17 protein-coding genes and 1 pseudogene are annotated in these 17,410 nt (G+C 65.6%); 2 read left to right on the top strand and 16 right to left on the bottom strand.

Annotation, left to right across the window (positions count from 1 at the left end):
• Positions 1-273 precede the first annotated feature (273 nt).
• Complete coding sequence (locus tag ABVV53_RS00160) at positions 274-705, top strand: VOC family protein (protein ID WP_353982298.1); 432 nt, start codon at positions 274-276, stop codon at positions 703-705.
• An 86-nt stretch (positions 706-791) separates the two neighbouring features.
• Here ABVV53_RS00160 and ABVV53_RS00155 read toward each other — a convergent pair whose 3' ends face one another.
• The 16 genes and pseudogenes from ABVV53_RS00155 to ABVV53_RS00080 all read right to left on the bottom strand — a co-directional run bounded on the left by ABVV53_RS00155 (position 792) and on the right by ABVV53_RS00080 (position 15,767).
• A complete protein-coding gene (locus ABVV53_RS00155) occupies positions 792-1,019 on the bottom strand; it encodes a DUF2274 domain-containing protein (protein WP_353982297.1) in 228 nt (75 codons plus the stop codon).
• Between the two features lie 3 nt (positions 1,020-1,022).
• On the bottom strand, positions 1,023-2,132 hold the full coding sequence (locus ABVV53_RS00150) for a TraB/TrbI/VirB10 family type IV secretion system protein (protein WP_474100907.1): 1,110 nt from the start codon (positions 2,130-2,132) through the stop codon (positions 1,023-1,025).
• A 35-nt stretch (positions 2,133-2,167) separates the two neighbouring features.
• Positions 2,168-3,160, bottom strand: a complete 993-nt coding sequence (trbG, locus tag ABVV53_RS00145; protein WP_353982295.1) for a P-type conjugative transfer protein TrbG — start codon at positions 3,158-3,160, stop codon at positions 2,168-2,170.
• Positions 3,157-3,846: a conjugal transfer protein TrbF gene (gene trbF / locus ABVV53_RS00140; RefSeq protein ID WP_353982294.1), complete on the bottom strand. Its 690-nt coding sequence runs from the start codon at positions 3,844-3,846 to the stop codon at positions 3,157-3,159. Before trbF ends, trbG begins: the two co-directional genes overlap by 4 nt.
• The gene (gene trbL / locus ABVV53_RS00135; protein ID WP_353982293.1) at positions 3,843-5,210 is read right to left on the bottom strand and encodes a P-type conjugative transfer protein TrbL; all 1,368 of its coding nucleotides are present in this window, start codon (positions 5,208-5,210) and stop codon (positions 3,843-3,845) included. The genes trbF and trbL overlap by 4 nt, the downstream gene beginning before the upstream one ends.
• Before the next feature lie 2 nt (positions 5,211-5,212).
• Entirely contained in the window at positions 5,213-5,479 is a 267-nt protein-coding gene (gene trbK-alt, locus ABVV53_RS00130) for a putative entry exclusion protein TrbK-alt (RefSeq protein ID WP_353982292.1), read from the bottom strand.
• A gap of 14 nt (positions 5,480-5,493) precedes the next feature.
• Positions 5,494-6,258: a P-type conjugative transfer protein TrbJ gene (gene trbJ, locus ABVV53_RS00125; RefSeq protein WP_353982291.1), complete on the bottom strand. Its 765-nt coding sequence runs from the start codon at positions 6,256-6,258 to the stop codon at positions 5,494-5,496.
• Positions 6,255-8,736, bottom strand: a pseudogene (gene trbE, locus ABVV53_RS00120) (conjugal transfer protein TrbE). Before trbE ends, trbJ begins: the two are co-directional and overlap by 4 nt.
• A gap of 10 nt (positions 8,737-8,746) precedes the next feature.
• Positions 8,747-9,028, bottom strand: a complete 282-nt coding sequence (locus ABVV53_RS00115; protein ID WP_353982290.1) for a VirB3 family type IV secretion system protein — start codon at positions 9,026-9,028, stop codon at positions 8,747-8,749.
• Positions 9,028-9,360, bottom strand: a complete 333-nt coding sequence (locus ABVV53_RS00110) for a TrbC/VirB2 family type IV secretion system protein (RefSeq protein WP_353982289.1) — start codon at positions 9,358-9,360, stop codon at positions 9,028-9,030. Before ABVV53_RS00110 ends, ABVV53_RS00115 begins: the two co-directional genes overlap by 1 nt.
• Positions 9,357-10,337, bottom strand: coding sequence for a P-type conjugative transfer ATPase TrbB (gene trbB / locus ABVV53_RS00105; RefSeq protein ID WP_353982288.1), 981 nt, complete (start codon positions 10,335-10,337; stop codon positions 9,357-9,359). Before trbB ends, ABVV53_RS00110 begins: the two co-directional genes overlap by 4 nt.
• A gap of 145 nt (positions 10,338-10,482) precedes the next feature.
• Positions 10,483-10,944, bottom strand: coding sequence for a ribbon-helix-helix domain-containing protein (locus ABVV53_RS00100; RefSeq protein ID WP_353982287.1), 462 nt, complete (start codon positions 10,942-10,944; stop codon positions 10,483-10,485).
• A 10-nt stretch (positions 10,945-10,954) separates the two neighbouring features.
• Positions 10,955-12,943: a conjugal transfer protein TraG gene (locus ABVV53_RS00095; RefSeq protein ID WP_353982286.1), complete on the bottom strand. Its 1,989-nt coding sequence runs from the start codon at positions 12,941-12,943 to the stop codon at positions 10,955-10,957.
• Positions 12,944-13,126: 183 nt separating this feature from the next.
• Positions 13,127-14,092 carry a LysR family transcriptional regulator gene (locus tag ABVV53_RS00090; protein ID WP_353982285.1) on the bottom strand — a complete coding sequence of 322 codons (966 nt, stop codon included), beginning with the start codon at positions 14,090-14,092 and terminating at the stop codon, positions 13,127-13,129.
• A 3-nt stretch (positions 14,093-14,095) separates the two neighbouring features.
• On the bottom strand, positions 14,096-15,019 hold the full coding sequence (locus tag ABVV53_RS00085) for a LysR family transcriptional regulator (RefSeq protein ID WP_353982284.1): 924 nt from the start codon (positions 15,017-15,019) through the stop codon (positions 14,096-14,098).
• The gene (locus tag ABVV53_RS00080; RefSeq protein ID WP_353982283.1) at positions 15,012-15,767 is read right to left on the bottom strand and encodes a DUF642 domain-containing protein; all 756 of its coding nucleotides are present in this window, start codon (positions 15,765-15,767) and stop codon (positions 15,012-15,014) included. Before ABVV53_RS00080 ends, ABVV53_RS00085 begins: the two co-directional genes overlap by 8 nt.
• Positions 15,768-15,799: 32 nt before the next feature.
• Between ABVV53_RS00080 and ABVV53_RS00075 the strand changes: the two genes are divergently transcribed.
• Entirely contained in the window at positions 15,800-17,224 is a 1,425-nt protein-coding gene (locus tag ABVV53_RS00075) for a phosphotransferase (protein WP_353982282.1), read from the top strand.
• The last annotated feature ends 186 nt before the right edge of the window (positions 17,225-17,410 follow it).

Below are 17,410 nucleotides of genomic sequence, written 5' to 3'. Positions count from 1 at the left end.
AGCGTGCCGCATTTGCGTCTATGCGCTGGCGGCACCCCTCACGTTGACGTTTGCTGGGAAACGGTCGTCACCTACTAGGTTTCGCAACGCCAGCAATTCGGGGGAAGCTGACATTGGCGCTACCTGTTCAGACGGTTAGATTTTCCCCGTCTAAAACAGGTTAGGTTCGGGAAGGTTGGCCCGGCCCCCGTTCGAGCGGGTCCTTCTGCTGCCCTTGGTAGCGGCCCAAGACTATCAAGGCGTATGCATGGTGCGTGCGCCGATAGAAAGGGTATGGACATGAAGCCTCGAATTTCCGTTCTCACGCTCGGCGTCGCTGATCTCGAACAATCGCTTGCCTTCTATCGTGACGGCCTTGGCCTTCCAACAGAGGGCATTGTTGGCCGCGAGTTTGAGCATGGCGCGGTTGCCTTCTTCGACCTGTCGGGCGGGCTAAAACTCGCAATCTGGGCACAGGACGATGTTTCCTATGACACCGGCCTGCCGAAATCCCCGATCAGTCCGACTGCCTTTACTATCGGGCACAACGTCATGCGCAGGGAAGAAGTTGATACGATAATGGACGGTGCGGAGCGTGCAGGTGCGGAGATCGTCAAGACTGCCCAAGACACATTCTATGGCGGTTATGCCGGATATTTCCGCGATCCGAATGGGCATCTGTGGGAAATCGTCTGGAATCCTCAAATACTGCCTGAGGATGACTGACACTCTCGTTCAGCGACTGCTAACGAGGAAGCGAACGTTTTCGCGGATCGCTGCAAAGTCTGCAAACGAGAGCAAGCTGTCAGACCTCAGCGGTGCGAAGGCTCCCGCCGTGCCTTGGCGAAGCCGCGATCCGTGGCGATGAAGCGCTCCAGCATCGGAACGATCAGCTTCACGGGATCGGCGACGGGCTGGCCGGTCTCACGGGCCAGGACTTCGGCATAGGCGACCAGATCGCGGTGGAGCGGCGCAGGCAGCTCCACCGTCAGTTTCACGGGCTTGTCGTCGGGGAGCGGCCCCAGCTTCAACTTCGCCATCGGTCAGCCTCCGTAGGATTCGAGCACAAGGTCGCGGGTGACGATGACCCTGACCGGGAAGCCCGGCCGGATGGTCAGCGTAGGCGCGACCTGCAGCTGGCGCTGGATGATCTGTTGGCCGGCCTGGTTGATGGTGTCCTGCGCGCCGTCGCGGATGGCGCGGATCAGGCGATCCTCGTCGCTGGTCGCCAGCTCCGTGCCAACGCCAAGCAAGGTCGAGAGCCCGGCGGCTTTCATCAGATCCCACCAGTGATAGTCGACGCCGTCCTCAAGCCCGGCATAGCCGCTGGCGTCCACGCCGGGCTGGCGTTCCAGCACGATGGAGCGGCCGTTGGGCAGGATCAGGCGGTTCCAGACAAACAGGACGCGGCGCTGGCCAAAGGTCACGCCGGCATCGTATTGGCCGATGATGCGCGTGCCCTGCGGGATCAGGAGCAGGCTGCCGGTCGGACTGTCGTAGACGTTCTCTGTGACCTGCGCGGTGATCTGGCCGGGCAGATCGGAACGGATGCCAGTTATCATCGCGGCCGGGATCACGGCCCCGGCCTGAAGGATGTAGGGCGAGGCCGGCGGCATGACGCGATCAGAGGCAACGGTCTGCCGGTCCACCGGCCCGTTAAGGAATGCCGTGTGCCGGTCCTGCGTGCCTGTTGCGCCGGGTTGGCCGGCGAGGCCGAAACCGGCAAGGCCGGGCGCGGCGATTCCGGTTGCCGTCCCCGTGCCGGGCGCGGTCTGGAAGAAGACCCGGCTGAGGCGCGCGGCCTCTTCCTCGGCGAGACGGCGCTGTTCCTCGGGATCGACGGCGGGCGTCGCCATCGCGGGCGGCGCGACCGGCTGGCCCCGGTTCTGCGCGTCGAGGATCGGGCGGCCAAGGTCGCCGGGCAGCGGCGGGCCAAGCACCGGGCCGGTATAGTCGCGCGGCAGGCCGGACAGACCGTCCGCTGTGGGCCGGTTCTCGGTCGAATAGAGTTCTTCGCCGCCCGGTCCCGCGTCACGGGTCTGGAGGGCGTAGATCAGCGCGCCGCCGATGCCGAACAAGGCGACGGCGCCCACGCCCGCCAGCATCTTGCGGGACAGGCGGGTGACGCGGGGCGGTTCGGCGCGCAGCCGCATCGGCGCGGCGGATTCCGGGCTAGCGACGGTCTCCGTCATGACGATGATCCTTCGTGCGCGGTGGCGGGCTGCGGGGCAGCCGCCTGGGTGGGGTTGATGCGAACGATCCTGACCGTCTGCTGGCGGTCCCCGCTGCCAAGGCGCAGTTCGGCCGCGCCGAACAGGCGGTCTACGATCAGGATGTTCTGGTGAATGCGGCTGTTGACGATCTGCGGCTCGCCATCGGAGCCAAGCACGAAGATCGGCGGCATCTCGCCTTGAACGATCCCGCGCGGGAAGACGACATAGACGCGGCGGCCGTCGTCGAAGACCGAGATCGGCCGCCATGGCGGGCTGTCGCCGGTCAGGCCGTAGCGATGGTTGCGGGCGGCCTCGGCCGGAATGATCGGTGCGGCGTGCACAGTCTGGCGCTGGCCGGCCGGCAGCGCAGGATAGGCCCAGGCCACGGCCGGCATGTAAAGCGCTTCGCGGGCGCGCAGCTCGACCATGTAGATGCGCCGGTCAGTAGTGATGACGAGGTTGGTGGAGATGTCGGGCCGCGTCGGCTTGACCAGCACATGAACCCGCCGGGTTGTCCCTCTGCCGCTCTCGGTATCGCCGATGATCCAGCGGGCGGTGTCGCCGGCTGCGATCGGTCCCGCGCCGGTCAGGCTCTCGCCGGGCTCGAGCGCGATGTTGGTGATCTGCCCCGGCGCGGCATAGACCTGATAGAGCGCGCCTTCCGACCAGGGATAAATCTGGATGGCGTTGTGATAGCCCTCGCGGCGCGGTTCGACGCGCGCGGCGGCATTGGCGTTCTCGACGCGGTCGGTTGGCGTGCCGGCGGCTTGCCCGCCGCGTGCGACGCTCCAGGCCGGCGGCGTATGCAGGGGCCGGGGCGTGTCGTCGGTGACGGAGGCCTGCACCACGGGCAGCGGCGGCACGTCGGCATCGTAGCTGAACTGCGGCGTCCGGTTGGTGGCGCAGCCGCCCAGCATGGTCGCGCAGAGCAAAGCGGCGGCGAAGGGCTTTTTGGCGAGCGGCGTCATTGGCTCACCTCCCGCGACCAGTTGACGGCGTTGACGTAGATGCCGAGCGGATTGGCGCGCAGGCGCTCGGCGTCGCGCGGCGTCTGGATCACGATGGTCAGGATCGCGGTCCAGCGTTCGGTTCGCGAGAGCTGGCCGTTCTCGTAGTGGCGCTCGGTCCAGGCGACGCGGAAGGAATCCGGGGACGCCCGGATCACGCTCGAGACCTCGACCGCAACCTGCTGGCGGCCGACGCGGGTGAACGGGTCGTTCGAGCGGGCATAGTCGTTGAGCGCCGCCGCGCCGCGATCCGTCGTCCACTCATAGGCGCGCAGCCAATTCTGCCTCACGACGATGGCATCGGCCGGGATGGCGCGGACCTGCTCGATGAAGCGGCCGAGATGCCATGCGATCTGCGGATCGGTGGGGCGATAGTCGGCCACGGCCGGCGCGACGGTCTGGGCCTGGCCGATATTGTCGACCTGCACCACCCAGGGCACCACGGTCCCGCGCGCCGACTGCCAGACAAGGGCGGAGGCGAAGCCTGCCGACAGCATCAGGGAGCCGAAGGCCATGAGCCGCCAGTTCCTGGCCTGCACGCGGGCCGAGCCGATGCGCTCGTCCCAGACTTGAGCGGCCTTCTGATAGGGCGTCTCGGGTTCGGCGGACTTGCCGTAGTGGGTGGATGGTCGTTTGAAGAGGCTCATGAGCGGTCACTTTCGGAAAGGTTGACGGAAGAGCCGCCGCCGTGGCTGTCGCCGGAGCGCACCGCATGGGCGGCCATGGTGGCGCCGTGGCTCACTGCCTGACCGCGCCGCATGCGCTGCGCCCAGGCCGGCGGCGTGTTGGTGGAGGGAGCGGCGGTAGGGGCAGCGCTTGCACCGCCGATCGTGCCCATGGAGGACGTGCCGCCGGTCGCACCGAGGCCGGCGCGCGCGCCCTCGGTGAAGCTGGATTTGACGGACTGGGAGGCGCTCGAAGCGGCCCGCTTCAGAGGCGAGATGGCGGCCGAGCCTGCGGCGCGCGCGACGCCGCCAAGGCCGGAGGCAACGCTTGCCGCGCCGCTCTGGCCGAGCGAACCGATGCTATAGGCGCTGCTGGCCGCGCCTGCAGCGGCGGCGCCTCCGCGAACGGCTGCCGCGCCACCGGACAGCGCGGCAGCGCCGCCCTTCGCGGCCAGCATCGCGCCGCCGCCCATCGCCGCGCCGCCCGCGAGCACCATGCCGCCAGCGGCAAGGCCGGTTCCGACTGCTGCGCCCGCGCCGAGCTGCGGACCGCCCGAGACGAGGCCGTTGGCGATGCCGGGGCCGAAGATACCGAGGCCGAGCAGCGAGAGCGCGGCGAGCACGATCGCCATGGCGTCGTCGATGCTTGGCGTCTGGCCGCCAAAGCCGGCAGTGAACTGCGCGAACAGCGTCGAGCCGATGCCGATGATGACGGCGAGCACCAGTACCTTGATGCCCGAGGAAATGACGTTGCCGAGCACGCGTTCGGCCATGAAGGCGGTCTTGCCGAACAGGCCGAAGGGGATCAGCACGAAGCCGGCGAGCGTGGTCAGCTTGAACTCGATCAAGGTGACGAAAAGCTGGATGGCGAGGATGAAGAAGGCGAGCACCACCAGCGCCCAAGCGAACAGCAGGCACGCGATCTGGATGAAGTTCTCGAAGAACGCGATCCAGCCCATCAGGTCGGAAATGGAATCGAGCAGCGGACGGCCGGCGTCGAGCCCGGTTTGCGCAACACGGCCGGGCCGCATCAAATCCTCGACGGAAAAGCCGGTGCCGGACGCCATCAGGCCGAGGCCGGCGAAACTCTCGAAGACGATCCGCGCAAGGTTGTTCCAGTTGCCAATGATGTAGGCGAAGGCGCCGACGAACAGGGTCTTCTTGACCAGCCGGGCGATGATGTCGTCGTCCGCGCCCCAGCTCCAGAACAGCGCCGCCAAGGTCACGTCGATGACGATCAGGGTGGTGGCGATGAACGCCACCTCGCCGCCGAGCAGGCCGAAGCCGGAGTCGATGTAGCGGGTGAAAACACCCAGGAAATTGTCGATGACGCCCGTGTTTCCCATGGTCAGCGCGCCTCGCTGTGGTCGCGGCCCAGGAAACGGTCGCGAGACTCGGCCCAGGTTGCCAAGCAATCGGGATCGCTTGCGGCAGCCTGTCCGAGCTGCTGGCAGCGGCGCAGGCTTTCGCGCAGCGGATCGGCCGGCGGCTGGAGGGCTGGCGCGGCGGGCGGCGCGGAAGGTTCGTCCTTCCGCGCCATGTCGATTGCAGTCGCCGTGACGGCGATGGCGATGAACACTACGGCCCCGAGCCGGGCCAGCATCTTGCCGTCCATGGCGAGCCTCCTGGTCAGTTGTTGCCGTTGTTGAACATCTGCGCGTTGCCGGGCTGGTAGCCGGTGCCGGGCGTCAGGAAGCGGCGGCGCTGTTCGCGGCCCTGTTCGGCGGCCGTCGCCCGCTCGGCCTCGGTCAACGCATCCGCGCGGCCGTTCGCCGCCATCATCGCGATCAGGTCGGAAAGCTGTTGCGACTGGAGTGCAAGAAGCTGGTTGCCGGCCTGCGTGGCTTGCAGCGCCCCGGCCGCGCCCTGGCTCTGGCCGACGAGTGTTGCCATCTCCGCACGGTTGCTGTCGATATTGCCGACAGCGCCGGCCTGCACGCGCATGGCGTCCTGAAGGCCGCCGACGGTGTTCTGCCAGCGCGTGCGCGCATCGGCGACGAGTTGCTGATCAGTGGCCGACAGCGAGACGTTGCCGTATTGCTGCTGGAACGCCTGGTCGATCCGCTGCACGTCGAAGGCGATGTTCTGCGCCTGGCTCAAGAGCTGCTGCGTGCGCTGGACGCTCTGCTGGAGCTGCTGGAGCGAGGAATGCGGCAGGCTCGCCAGATTGCGGGCCTGATTGATGAGCATCTGCGCTTCGTTCTGGAGGCTCTGAATTTGGTTGTTGATCTGCTCCAGGGTGCGCGCGGCCGTGAGCACGTTTTGCACGTAGTTGGTCGGGTCATAGACGATCCATTGCGCATGGGCCGGACTCGCCAGCATGGGCGAAAGCGCGACGGGCACGGCGAGCGCCAGCGCAAGGGCCGAAGCCCCGACGATCTTGCAGTAGGTCATGGAAGGGTCTCCTTAGTTTGGGGGCTATCCGGCGCGGCGGTTTCCGGCCGGTCGGCAAGATTGGTGAGGTTCGGGATCAGGTCGGCCGCCCACTCGACGCCGCGAAGACGCAGCCAGGCGGCGAGGAAGCCATCGCTTCCATGCTCGGCGTGGATGCGCTCGATGGTGGTCTGGTCGGATTTTGAGGACGCGGCGCAGAGCGCGAGGCCGACTTCGGACAGGCCCAGCTCGAACAGGCGGTTTCCTCTGCGGCTCTGGCAGTAGTAGTCCCGCTTGGGCGTGGCCCTCGCCAAAATCTCAATCTGGGTCGTTCAAGCCGAAGCGGCGATAGATGGCCGTGATCTGCGGTTCAATGGCGCGCTCGTTCGGCAGGAGCAGCCGTGTCGGGCAGCTCTCGATGATGGCGGGCGCGATATTGCTGCCGTCGATGTCGCTGAGCGATTGCGTGGCGAAGATGACGCTGGCGTTCTTCTTCCTGAGAGTCTTCAGCCATTCGCGGAGCTGGCCGGCGAACCCCTCGTCGTCCAGCGCAAGCCAGCCCTCGTCGATGATGAGCATCGTCGGGCGGCCGTCGAGCCGGTCGCCGATGCGATGGAACAGGTAGGCCAGCACGGCCGGGGCCGCCCCGGTCCCGACCAACCCCTCGATCTCGAAAGCCTGAACGTCCGCCGATCCCAAATGCTCGGTCTCGGCGTCGAGCAGCCGGCCAAAGGCACCGCCGACGCAGAAGGGCCGAAGGGCCTGTTTCAGATCGTTGGATTGCAGCAGAACCGCGAGGCCGGTGATGGTGCGTTCCTCGACCGGCGCGGAGGCGAGCGAGGTCAGCGCCGTCCAGATATGCTCCTTCACCTCGGGCGTGATCGCGACGCCCTCGCGCATGAGGATGGCGGCGATCCAGCCGCCGGCCCAGGCGCGTTCATAGGTGTCGTGGATGCGGGCGAGCGGCTGGAGCGAGACGGAGGTTTCCGAGCCTTCGGTCAGACCACCGCCGAGGTCGTGCCAGTCGCCGCCCATGGCGAGCGACGCGGCGCGGATCGAGCCGCCGAAGTCGAAGGCAAAGACCTGTGAGTTGGCATAGCGGCGGAACTGCAAGGCCATGAGCGCCAGCAGCACGGACTTGCCCGCGCCGGTCGGGCCGACGACGAGGGTGTGCCCCACGTCGCCGACATGCAAAGACAACCGGAACGGGGTTGAGCCTTCGGTCTGTCCAAAGAGCAAGGGGGGTGCACCGAAATGCTCGTCCCGTTCCGGCCCCGCCCACACCGCCGATAACGGGATCATGTGGGCGAGATTCAAAGTGCTGATGGGCGGCTGGCGCACGTTCGCGTAGGCGTGGCCGGGCAGAGAGCCGAGCCATGCGTCCACCGCGTTGACGGTCTCGGCCATGGCGGTGAAGTCGCGGCCCTGGATGACCTTCTCGACCAGCCGTAGCTTCTCGTCGGCGATGCGGGGATCGGCATCCCAGACCGTCACCGTCGCGGTGACGTAGGCCATGCCCGCCACGTCGGCGCCGAGTTCCTGCAGGGCCATGTCGGCGTCGAGCGCCTTGTTCGCCGCGTCGGTGTCCACGAGCGCGGACGCCTCGTTGGTCATCACCTCCTTGAGGATCGCCGCAATGCTTTTGCGCTTGGCGAACCATTGCCGCCTGATCTTGGTGAGCAGCCGCGTGGCGTCGGTCTTGTCGAGCAGGATCGCACGCGTGCTCCACCGATAGGGAAACGGGAGCCGGTTCATCTCATCGAGCAGGCCGGGCGTCGTCGCGGTGGGAAATCCGACGATGGTCAGGACGCGCAGATTCTGATCGCCAAGGCGCGGCTCCAGCCCGCCGGTCAGCGGCTGGTCGGCCAGCAGCGCGTCGAGGTGCATCGGCACCTCGGGCACGCGCACGCGATGCCGGTTCGTCGAAACCGTTGAATGCAGGTAGGTCAGCGTCTCGGTATCGTCGAGCCAGCGGCATTCGGGCATGAAGCCGTCGAGCAGCGCCAGCACGCGGTCGGTGCGATCGGCAAAGGCGCGCAGGGCTTCCCACGGGTTCACGCCGGATTGCTCACGGCCCTCGTAGAGCCAGGTTTCGGCGCGGGCGGCTTCCTCGGCCGGCGGCAGATAGAGGAAAGTCAGGAAGTAGCCCGACACGAAATGGGTGCCGGCTTCCTCGAACCCGGCCTTCCGCTCGGCATCGGCCAGCGCGGACGCGGGGTCGGGAAAGGTGCTGTCGGGATAGGTCGCCGCTTCGCTGCGCTGCGCCTCGACGAAGATGCTCCAGCCGGAGCCGAGACGGCGGAAGGCGTTGTTGATGCGGCCGGCGACCGCGACCAGCTCGGCGGCGACGGCGGAATCCAGATCGGGACCGCGAAACTTCGCCGTCCTCTGGAATGCGCCGTCCTTGTTGAGCACGACGCCGGAGCCGACCAGCGCCGCCCAGGGCAGATAGTCGGCGAGGCGGGCGGCGGTGCGGCGGTATTCGGCAAGGTTCATCATGGCCGTCCCCTCACGCCGACAGATGACCGGGGATGCGCAGATGCCGGCGGCCGACCTCGACGAAGAGCGGATCGCGCTTTGCCGCCCAGACCGCCGCGAAGTGGCCGATGGCCCAGATGGCGAGGCCCACCAGCCAGAGGCGCAGGCCGAGACCCATGGCCCCGGCCAGCGTGCCGTTCATGATGGCGAGGGAGCGCGGGGCGCCGCCGAGCAGGATATGCTCGGTCAGCGCCCGGTGGACCGGAACGGTGAAGCCCGGCACCGCGTCGAGTTGTTCGAAGCCAGCCGCCATCAGACCAGAGCCCCGCCGCCGAAGCTGAAGAAGCTGAGGAAGAAGGAGCTGGCCGCGAAGGCGATCGACAGACCGAAGACGATCTGGATCAGGCGGCGGAAGCCGCCCGACGTATCGCCGAAGGCCAGCGTCAGGCCGGTGACGATGATGATGATGACGGCGATGATCTTGGCGACCGGCCCCTCGATGGATTCGAGGATGGATTGCAGCGGGGTTTCCCACGGCATCGACGAACCGGAAGCGTGGGCGGCCGGAGCCAGGAACAGGCTGACATAGGTGACGGCAGCGGCCGTCATGACGTGACGGCGAATGCGCAGGGCATGGCGGATCATGAGGGGTCTCCTTTGGGGCTGGTTGCGGGTGTGATGCGGTAGTCGCCGTCCGGGCCGAGCCCTTCGACGCGGGCGAGTTCGGCCAGCCGGCGCGCGGAGCCGCGCCCGGAAAGGACGGCGACGATGTCGATGGTCTCGGCGATCAGCGCACGCGGGACCGTGACGACGGCCTCCTGGATGAGCTGTTCGAGGCGGCGCAGCGCGCCGATGCCGGAGCCGGCGTGGATGGTGCCGATGCCACCCGGATGCCCGGTGCCCCAGGCTTTGAGCAGGTCGAGCGCTTCGGCGCCGCGCACCTCGCCGATCGGGATGCGATCAGGGCGCAGGCGCAGCGACGAGCGGACCAGATCGGAAAGCGTCGCGACGCCATCCTTCGTCCGCATGGCGACGAGGTTGGGCGCGGCGCATTGCAGCTCGCGCGTATCCTCGATGATGACGACGCGATCCGTGCCCTTGGCGACCTCGGCGAGCAGCGCGTTGGTCAGCGTCGTCTTGCCGGTGGAGGTGCCGCCCGCCACGAGGATGTTGGCGCGGGACGCGACGGCTTCGCGCAGGCTCAAAGCCTGATCGCCGGTCATGATGCCGGCGGCCACATAGTCGTCCAGCGTGAATACCGCGACGGCGGGCTTGCGGATGGCGAAGGCAGGCGCCGCGACCACCGGCGGCAACAGCCCCTCGAACCGCTCGCCGCTCTCGGGCAGCTCGGCGGACACACGGGGGGAATGGGCGTGAACCTCGGCGCCGACATGGTGCGCGACTAGGCGGACGATGCGTTCGCCATCGGCGGCCGACAGCCGCTCGCCGGTATCGGCGAGCCCTTCGGAAAGACGGTCGATCCACAACCGCCCGTCCGGATTCAGCATCACCTCGACCACCACCGGGTCTTCCAGAAACCGGGCGATGGCGGGTCCGAGCGCGGTGCGCAGCATGCGCGCGCCGCGCTGGATCGCTTCCGGTTTGTGGTGAGTGGCTGTCATGTCGTCCCCGTTCTGGTGGGGACGCGAAAGACGATCCCCGGATCGGGGTCGATTAAGAGAGCCCTAAATCGGGCCTGTTCAACAAGTATCTAAGCGTAGGCGGGCATCGGCGGTGAACGGCGGCAAATAGGATGGGTTCGAATACTCACACCTGATCGCCGTTGGGCTCGAACTGATCTGCCTGCGGCGTGTCATCAAACGAATCGACATCGCGCGACAGCTCTTTCAGGAACCGGTCGCCCGTCGCCAGACGGCGCCCGAGGCTCTGCATGAAGCCCTCGAACCGCTCCGCGCCCTTCGCGCGGGCGGAGGCTTGCGCGCTCTCCGGCAGCGGCGGTGTGGAAGAAAGCCAGATGCGGATGAACAGCGAGACGGTCTCGCCGAGCACGGCGAGATCTTCGTCGAGCGTGTCGATCTGCCGGCCGAGCCTGTCCATGCGGCGCGACATGGCCGCCTCCAGCTTCTCGGCGGAATCCCCGGTCAGGAAGGACGCGACGGCCGCCTCGACGACAGCGGACTTCGAGACCTTCTGGCGCAACGCCAGGGCCTCCACCCGCTTGAGCAATTCGGGATCGAAATAGACGTTCATGCGGGTCCGGGCGATCATGGGCGGCTCCTCACAGTTCGATGCCGTCGTCGGGGTTCATCGACGCCTGCCGCGCCACCATCGTCATGCGCTGGCGCATGGCACGGGCCTTGGCCGCGTCCACGTCGGGCTCGTCGTCCAGAAACTCGAACTCCTGTTCGGGTGGTGGCGGCGGGATGATCTCTTCATGCTCGGGCAATTCCGGCTCGCGGCGGATGCCCGCGTTGGCAGGGTCGCCCTCGGTCCCGCTGGCGGCATTCGTCGCGGCATCGCCTGCCGCCGCGACCACGCGGTTCGACCAGTCATCGGAAGATGCATAGCGGGTGTCGGCCGACGCGGACGCCATATCGGGCGGTGTCAGGATGCGCTCCTGAAACCGCCCGTCCGCATAGTAGCGGGCCTTGGCGGCGCGGATCGGCGGCGTGCCCGCGACCATGACGATTTCGTCGGTGGGCGGAAGCTGCATGATCTCGCCGGGCGTCATCAACGGCCGCGCGGTCTCCTGCCGCGACACCATCAGATGCCCGAGCCACGGCGCGAGGCGATGGCCGGCATAGTTGGTGGAATCGCGCATCTCGGTCGCGGTGCCGAGCGCGTCGCTGATCCGCTTGGCGGTGCGCTCGTCGTTGGTGGCGAAGGCGACGCGGACATGGCAGTTGTCGAGGATGGCGTTGTTCTGGCCGTAGGCGCGCTCGATCTGGTTGAGCGACTGCGCGATCAGGAAGGACTTCAGGCCATAGCCGGCCATGAAGGCGAGCGCGGATTCAAAGAAGTCGAGACGGCCGAGCGCGGGAAACTCGTCCAGCATCAAGAGCAGGCGATGGCGCTGGCCGGATGCCTTCAATTCCTCGGTCAGCCTGCGGCCGATCTGATTGAGCACGAGCCGGATCAGCGGCTTGGTGCGGTTGATGTCGGAGGGCGGCACGACAAGGTAGAGGCTGACCGCCTCCCGGCTTCCCACCAGATCGGCGATGCGCCAGTCGCAACGCGCCGTCACCCGCGCCACGACAGGATCGCGATACAGGCCCAGGAACGACATGGTCGTCGAGAGCACGCCTGACCGTTCGTTCTCGCTCTTGTTCAGCAGTTCGCGGGCCGATGATGCGATGACGGGATGAACGCCGGCGTCCCCGAGATGCGGCGTGGTCATCATGGCGCGCAACGTGGCTTCCACCGGGCGGCGCGGATCGGACAGGAAGTTCGCGACACCAGCCAGCGTCTTGTCGGGCTCGGCATAGAGGACGTGCAGGATCGCGCCGACCAGCAGCGCATGGCTGGTCTTTTCCCAATGATTGCGCTTGTCGAGGCTGCCTTCGGGATCGACCAATATGTCCGCGATGTTCTGCACGTCGCGGACTTCCCATTCGCCCTGCCGCACTTCGAGCAACGGGTTGTAGGCCGAGGATCTGGCGTTGGTCGGATCGAACAGCAGGACGCGGCCGTGTTTCGCCCGGAAGCCGGCCGTCAGCGTCCAGTTCTCGCCCTTGATGTCATGGACGATGCAGCTTCCCGGCCAGGTCAGCAGTGTCGGCACGACAAGGCCGACGCCCTTGCCGCTGCGGGTCGGCGCGAAGCAAAGGACATGCTCCGGCCCGTCATGTCGCAGATAGTCCCGGTCGTAACGGCCGAGCACGACGCCATCCGGACCGAGCAGGCCGGCGGTGCGGATTTCCCTGTCCTCCGCCCATCGGGCCGAGCCGTAGGTGGCGACGTTCCGGGCTTCCCGCGCGCGGATGATCGACATCAGAATCGCGGCGGCGATGGCGATGAAGCCGCCAGACGTGGCGATGATGCCGCCCTCCACGAAGATCGCGGGCGCGTAGGCGTCGAAGGAAAACCACCACCAGAAGAAGGCCGGCGGATAATAGACTGGCCAGCCGGCCAGCTCGAACCACGGATTGCCAAGTTGGGACTGGAAGCCGAGCCGCCATGCCGTCCATTGCGTCGCGGCCCACACCATCACCAGAATGATGGTGAAGACGACAGTGATCTGGCCCCAAAGGATTCGGCCTCCCCGCAATGCAGGCTCCAGTCGGCAAAAGAGACGGAGCCCATCAGAGAGTAGGCAAAATCGGGACGGGCAACAGGAAAGAGGATGCCGGAGGGCTGCCGGATACTATCGGCGGCAAATAGGACGGGTTCCCTCGGGTCGTCGCGTATGTTGGGGCCTATGCTGGCAGGCCGAAACGAATCGCTGCGAAATTCAGTCCGTGCGGGCCAGGCGCCCCATGTCGTTTGCGAGTGTCAGCAGGTTGCTCAGCACGGCGCTGCGGTTGGACGGCGACCAGACCGCCGAGAAGGCGACCGGCTCTGGTTCGTCCGCGAAGGGCAACAAGACGATGCCGGTTGTTGGCAGCAGAGCCGTGGCGGCCCCGACGATGGTGATGCCGAAGCCCTGTCCGACCATGGACAGCAGCGCGCCGCGCCCCACGTCGAAGCGCAGGATTGACGGCGCGGGCCAGCGACCGGCATGGCGTAGCACGATGTGGCTATGAACCTGTGGGCCGGTGCCGCCATACCGGACAAGGAACGTCTCGCCCGCCAGATCGGCCCATGTGACAGCCGACTGCCCGGCGAGCGGATGCCGCTCCGGTAGCACCGACAAGAGCGGTTCGGTCCATATGCGACGGGAATGACAGTCAGGTAGTTCGGGCGTGCCCGCGACGAACGCCACGTCCAGCCGGTCGGCGCGAAGCTGCATGAACGCATCGCGGGCCGTGCTTTCGGTCATTTCGACTTCGACGCCGGGGTGGTCTTCGCGATATTGACCGATCAGCTTTGCTAGGAAACTGCGAGGGATCAGGGCATGGATACCGATGCGCAGCCGGCCGCTTTCTCCGGCTGCCGCCATGCCGGCAGTCTTTACTGCATGATCGAGTTGGTCGATGCCTGCCGCTATCCCCTCGACGAAATGGCGTCCGGCCTCGGTCAACCTGACGCCGCGTGCATGACGCTCGAATAGGAGGATGCCGAGGTCTTCCTCCAGCGCCTTCACCCGCGCGCTGACGCTTGATTGCGCCACGCCGAGCGCACTGGCGGCGTGGCGGAAGTTCAGATATTCGGCGACGGCAAGCGTTTGGATCAGCGACGCCAAGGGAATACGTGAACCCAGCAAGGTCGCTACTCCGGACTGGCGGTCAACCATCGGTGTTGAACGCAGCCGTCGCATGATTCAGTTCCCGCCCGTTCTTCCTGCGGCCGATCTCGAACGATGTTGGGGCCGTGCGGTGGTTTTCAGGAATTGTGCAAGGGCCGGATTGGAGACAGGTTCACGAAAACAGAATGACAGGTCGAATGAGGCATCATCACCGGCGATGGAGCGATAGACAATCCGGTCATTTCGGAAGCCCGTCATGCTCTCTGGCACTATCGAAATCCCGACCTCGACTGCGACGAGGGACAGAACCGCGTGCATCCCATGCGCTTCCTGAACGACCATCGGGACAAAGCCGGCGTCGGCACATAGTCGGATCACTTGGACATGGAAGCTACGCCCCTCGACAGCAGGCCATAAAACGAAGTTCTCGTTCGCAAGGTCGCTCAACGATATTTTCTTGATGCCCGCCAGCGGGTGCGAGTGAGGTAGCGCGATGCAAAGGCGGTCTGTGTCGAAAGGCTGGAACGAAAGGTCTCCCGCATCGGGAACGGATGGAATAACGAGTCCGATATCCATTCCGCCCTCGCGGATTCGCTCCACTTGCTGGGCGGTGGTCGCCTCCAGCAATTCGAGTCGGACTTCCGGGTGAGTTTCGCGAAACGTCCGGATAGCATCCGGGAGGCGCCCATAGAGAGAGCTACCGATATAGCCGAGACGCACGAGTCCAGTTCGCCCAGCCGCCGTTTCTCTTGCAGCAGAGACGGAACGCTCCGCTTGCAAGAGTGTTTGTCTGGCCTCTTCAAGAAATACGCAACCGGCAGCCGTCAACCCCAAGGTCCGGTTGCCGCGCTCGATAAGCTCGATGCCAATTTCTTCTTCCAGCTTACGGATTGCCATCGTCAAAGGTGGCTGCGACATGTTCAAACGCGCAGCAGCACGATGGAAATGAAGTTCCTCCGCAACTGCAATGAATTGCCGTAATTGACGGAGATCAACCATCGTGTTCGCCTCCGTGCTCTTGACGATAGGGAAGCATCAGCGGCGTGATCGCGGCATTACTGCGGTGAGTTGGAGGCGCGCCAAGGCCGATACGAGGCGCGTCGCCGACAATTTTCCGGCTCTCGCGCGAGCGATCGAGGTCGGCTTGGCTATCAGTCGCTTCGACTTCAACGTCATCTATGAGCGGGCCGGCTTCGTTCCCGGTGGTGCTCGCCATGGTGATGCGCGTCACCTTGGCACCGGCGGCACCCTCGAACCGTAAGGTTTCCCGGCGATATCCGTTTTGCCCGAGACGGACCTCGTAGTCGGCGCGCTCTGCGCCAGCAGTCACGGTCAGCGTCGCGGGGCCAACCGCATCCGACTCCGTCGAGAAGTAGAAGACCAAGCGATAGATCGAGCCCGGAACGGTCGGAATGTCCTGGGAGATCGCGCCATTCCCATTCAGTGCCAATAGCTGCTTTCCCGAACGCGCCTGAAAGCCGTGGCCGTAGGCTTCGTTGATGATTTCGATCCTGTCTCGGCTGACGCTCCACCCTGGAATGCGGTCATCGTAAAGACGATAGGTGTCGACCGAGGGCTCTTCAAAACTCCCATTGACGATCATGGTGTCGGTCTTACTGGCCCGATCGAAACGGCTTTCGAGATCGGAAACTCGACGAAGAAGGATCACATCGGCTTCGGCTTGGCTATCGCCCGGCAGGCGGTGGAAACGATGATTGGCTCGCTCATCCTTGAACCAGCGAAGCATGGCGGTGCCCTCTACACCGCGCGGTGGCGCAAGTGACGGCGCACATTCTGGTCGTCGAGGACGACGAAAGCTTCATCGAAGAGCTGAAGCAGATTATCGCAGCGTCCGGCGGTCCGACGATACCGACGTTCGTGAGCAATCGCGAGGACGCGGTGGCGAAACTGGAGAGCGGCTTCTTCGACTTCGCGATCCTGGATCTGAAGATACCCACCGCAGCTGGCACGACGGACTTCGATCCCGAGCACGGAAAGTATGTGTTCCAGCACGTGCGCAAAGTGTCGCCGGGGACGAAGATCCTCGTGCTCACGGGGTCGCCGTCGGATGATTTCATCGCGCCGCTCCTCGCTCACAAGCATGACGCCGATATCTGGAGCGAGGGTGGCAAGGTCGGTACCGTCGAATTTCTGAAAAAGATCGAACTCGACCAGGCGCCGGAAAAGATCAGCCGGGTCGTGACCGCGATCCATGCGTTGGCCGAGATCGAGCTTCACACCAACGGGCTGAACCTGTCGACGGGTGAGGATCGGCTTGTCCGCATTTTTTCCAAGACTTTCAAAGCAGTCGTCTGCTCCGTTCACCCGATTGGCACGGGCAAATCCGGTGCCCGGCCTCTTCGACTTCAGATGTATGATCAGACCGGTGCGCCCATCCGGGACGTCGTCGCCAAGCTGAGCGAACTTGCAAAAATGCAGGATGAAGACGCGCGATACGAAGAGCACGTCACGCTCCTCGATGGAGCCGCGACGCCACGAAAGATGAAGCTATTGGAATTCGGCGCAGGGGCCATGGCAGGACTCTTCTACCAGCTGGCAAACGGTCACGACGCCTCCATGTTCAAGACTATGGCTGAGGAAGACGCGCTGGCGGCAAAGGCTGTTGCGGCTACGGCTGATGCTCTTGCCGGATGGTCGGACGGCAAGAACCAGGAACGTCGGTCAATCGCCTCGATCCGCGGGCAATGGGTGTCGGACGAGAGGGCTGCCAAACTTCAGGCGGAGTATGGGCTCGACTGGGCGGCGGAGTTCGAGAACCGCATGATACAGACGCGCTGGTGCTGCGTGCACGGCGATCTGCACGGCGAGAACATCCTCGTGTCGCCCGAAGGCGGCGTGCTGGTCATCGACTACGGCGATGTCGGGTTCGGTGCTGCGGCCTACGATCCGATGACGCTGGAACTCAGCGCGGTTCTGCAGGCCAATCCAACGCTTGGGCCCGCCTGGCCGACCGCTGATGCCTGTCGCCAATGGCACGACCTCGAAGCATATCTGATGGGCTGCCCCATTCCGGAGTTCATTCGGGCGTGCCGAGCGTGGTCAGAGAAGCTCATGGTCGGCCGGCGGGAGCTGGCGGCGTGTGCGTACAGTTACTTGCTGCGCCAGTTAAAATACCCCGACACTGACAAGGACAGGATCCTTGCTCTGCTTGAGGGCGTCCATGGGTGCTGGGGGGACTCTTAGGCTTGATCGGAAAGCCGTGCATCCCGCCGGATAGTTCGCGCTGGTCACTCTGGCTCGACGCTATGCACTCGCCGAAGACGGATGGGGCAAACCTGAGCGTGAGGCCTAAGCCGTCCGCAACGTCCGCTTCCTAGGCTTGGCCACTCGGCCACTCCAAACCGGACGGAGCACAAAGTCCCAAGACCC

Origin of the sequence: Novosphingobium kalidii, from assembly GCF_040534015.1 — a bacterium.
GTDB classification, from domain to species: domain Bacteria; phylum Pseudomonadota; class Alphaproteobacteria; order Sphingomonadales; family Sphingomonadaceae; genus Novosphingobium; species Novosphingobium kalidii.
Note: the sequence above shows the minus strand (reverse complement) of the source record. Positions and strands in the feature narration are given on the sequence as shown.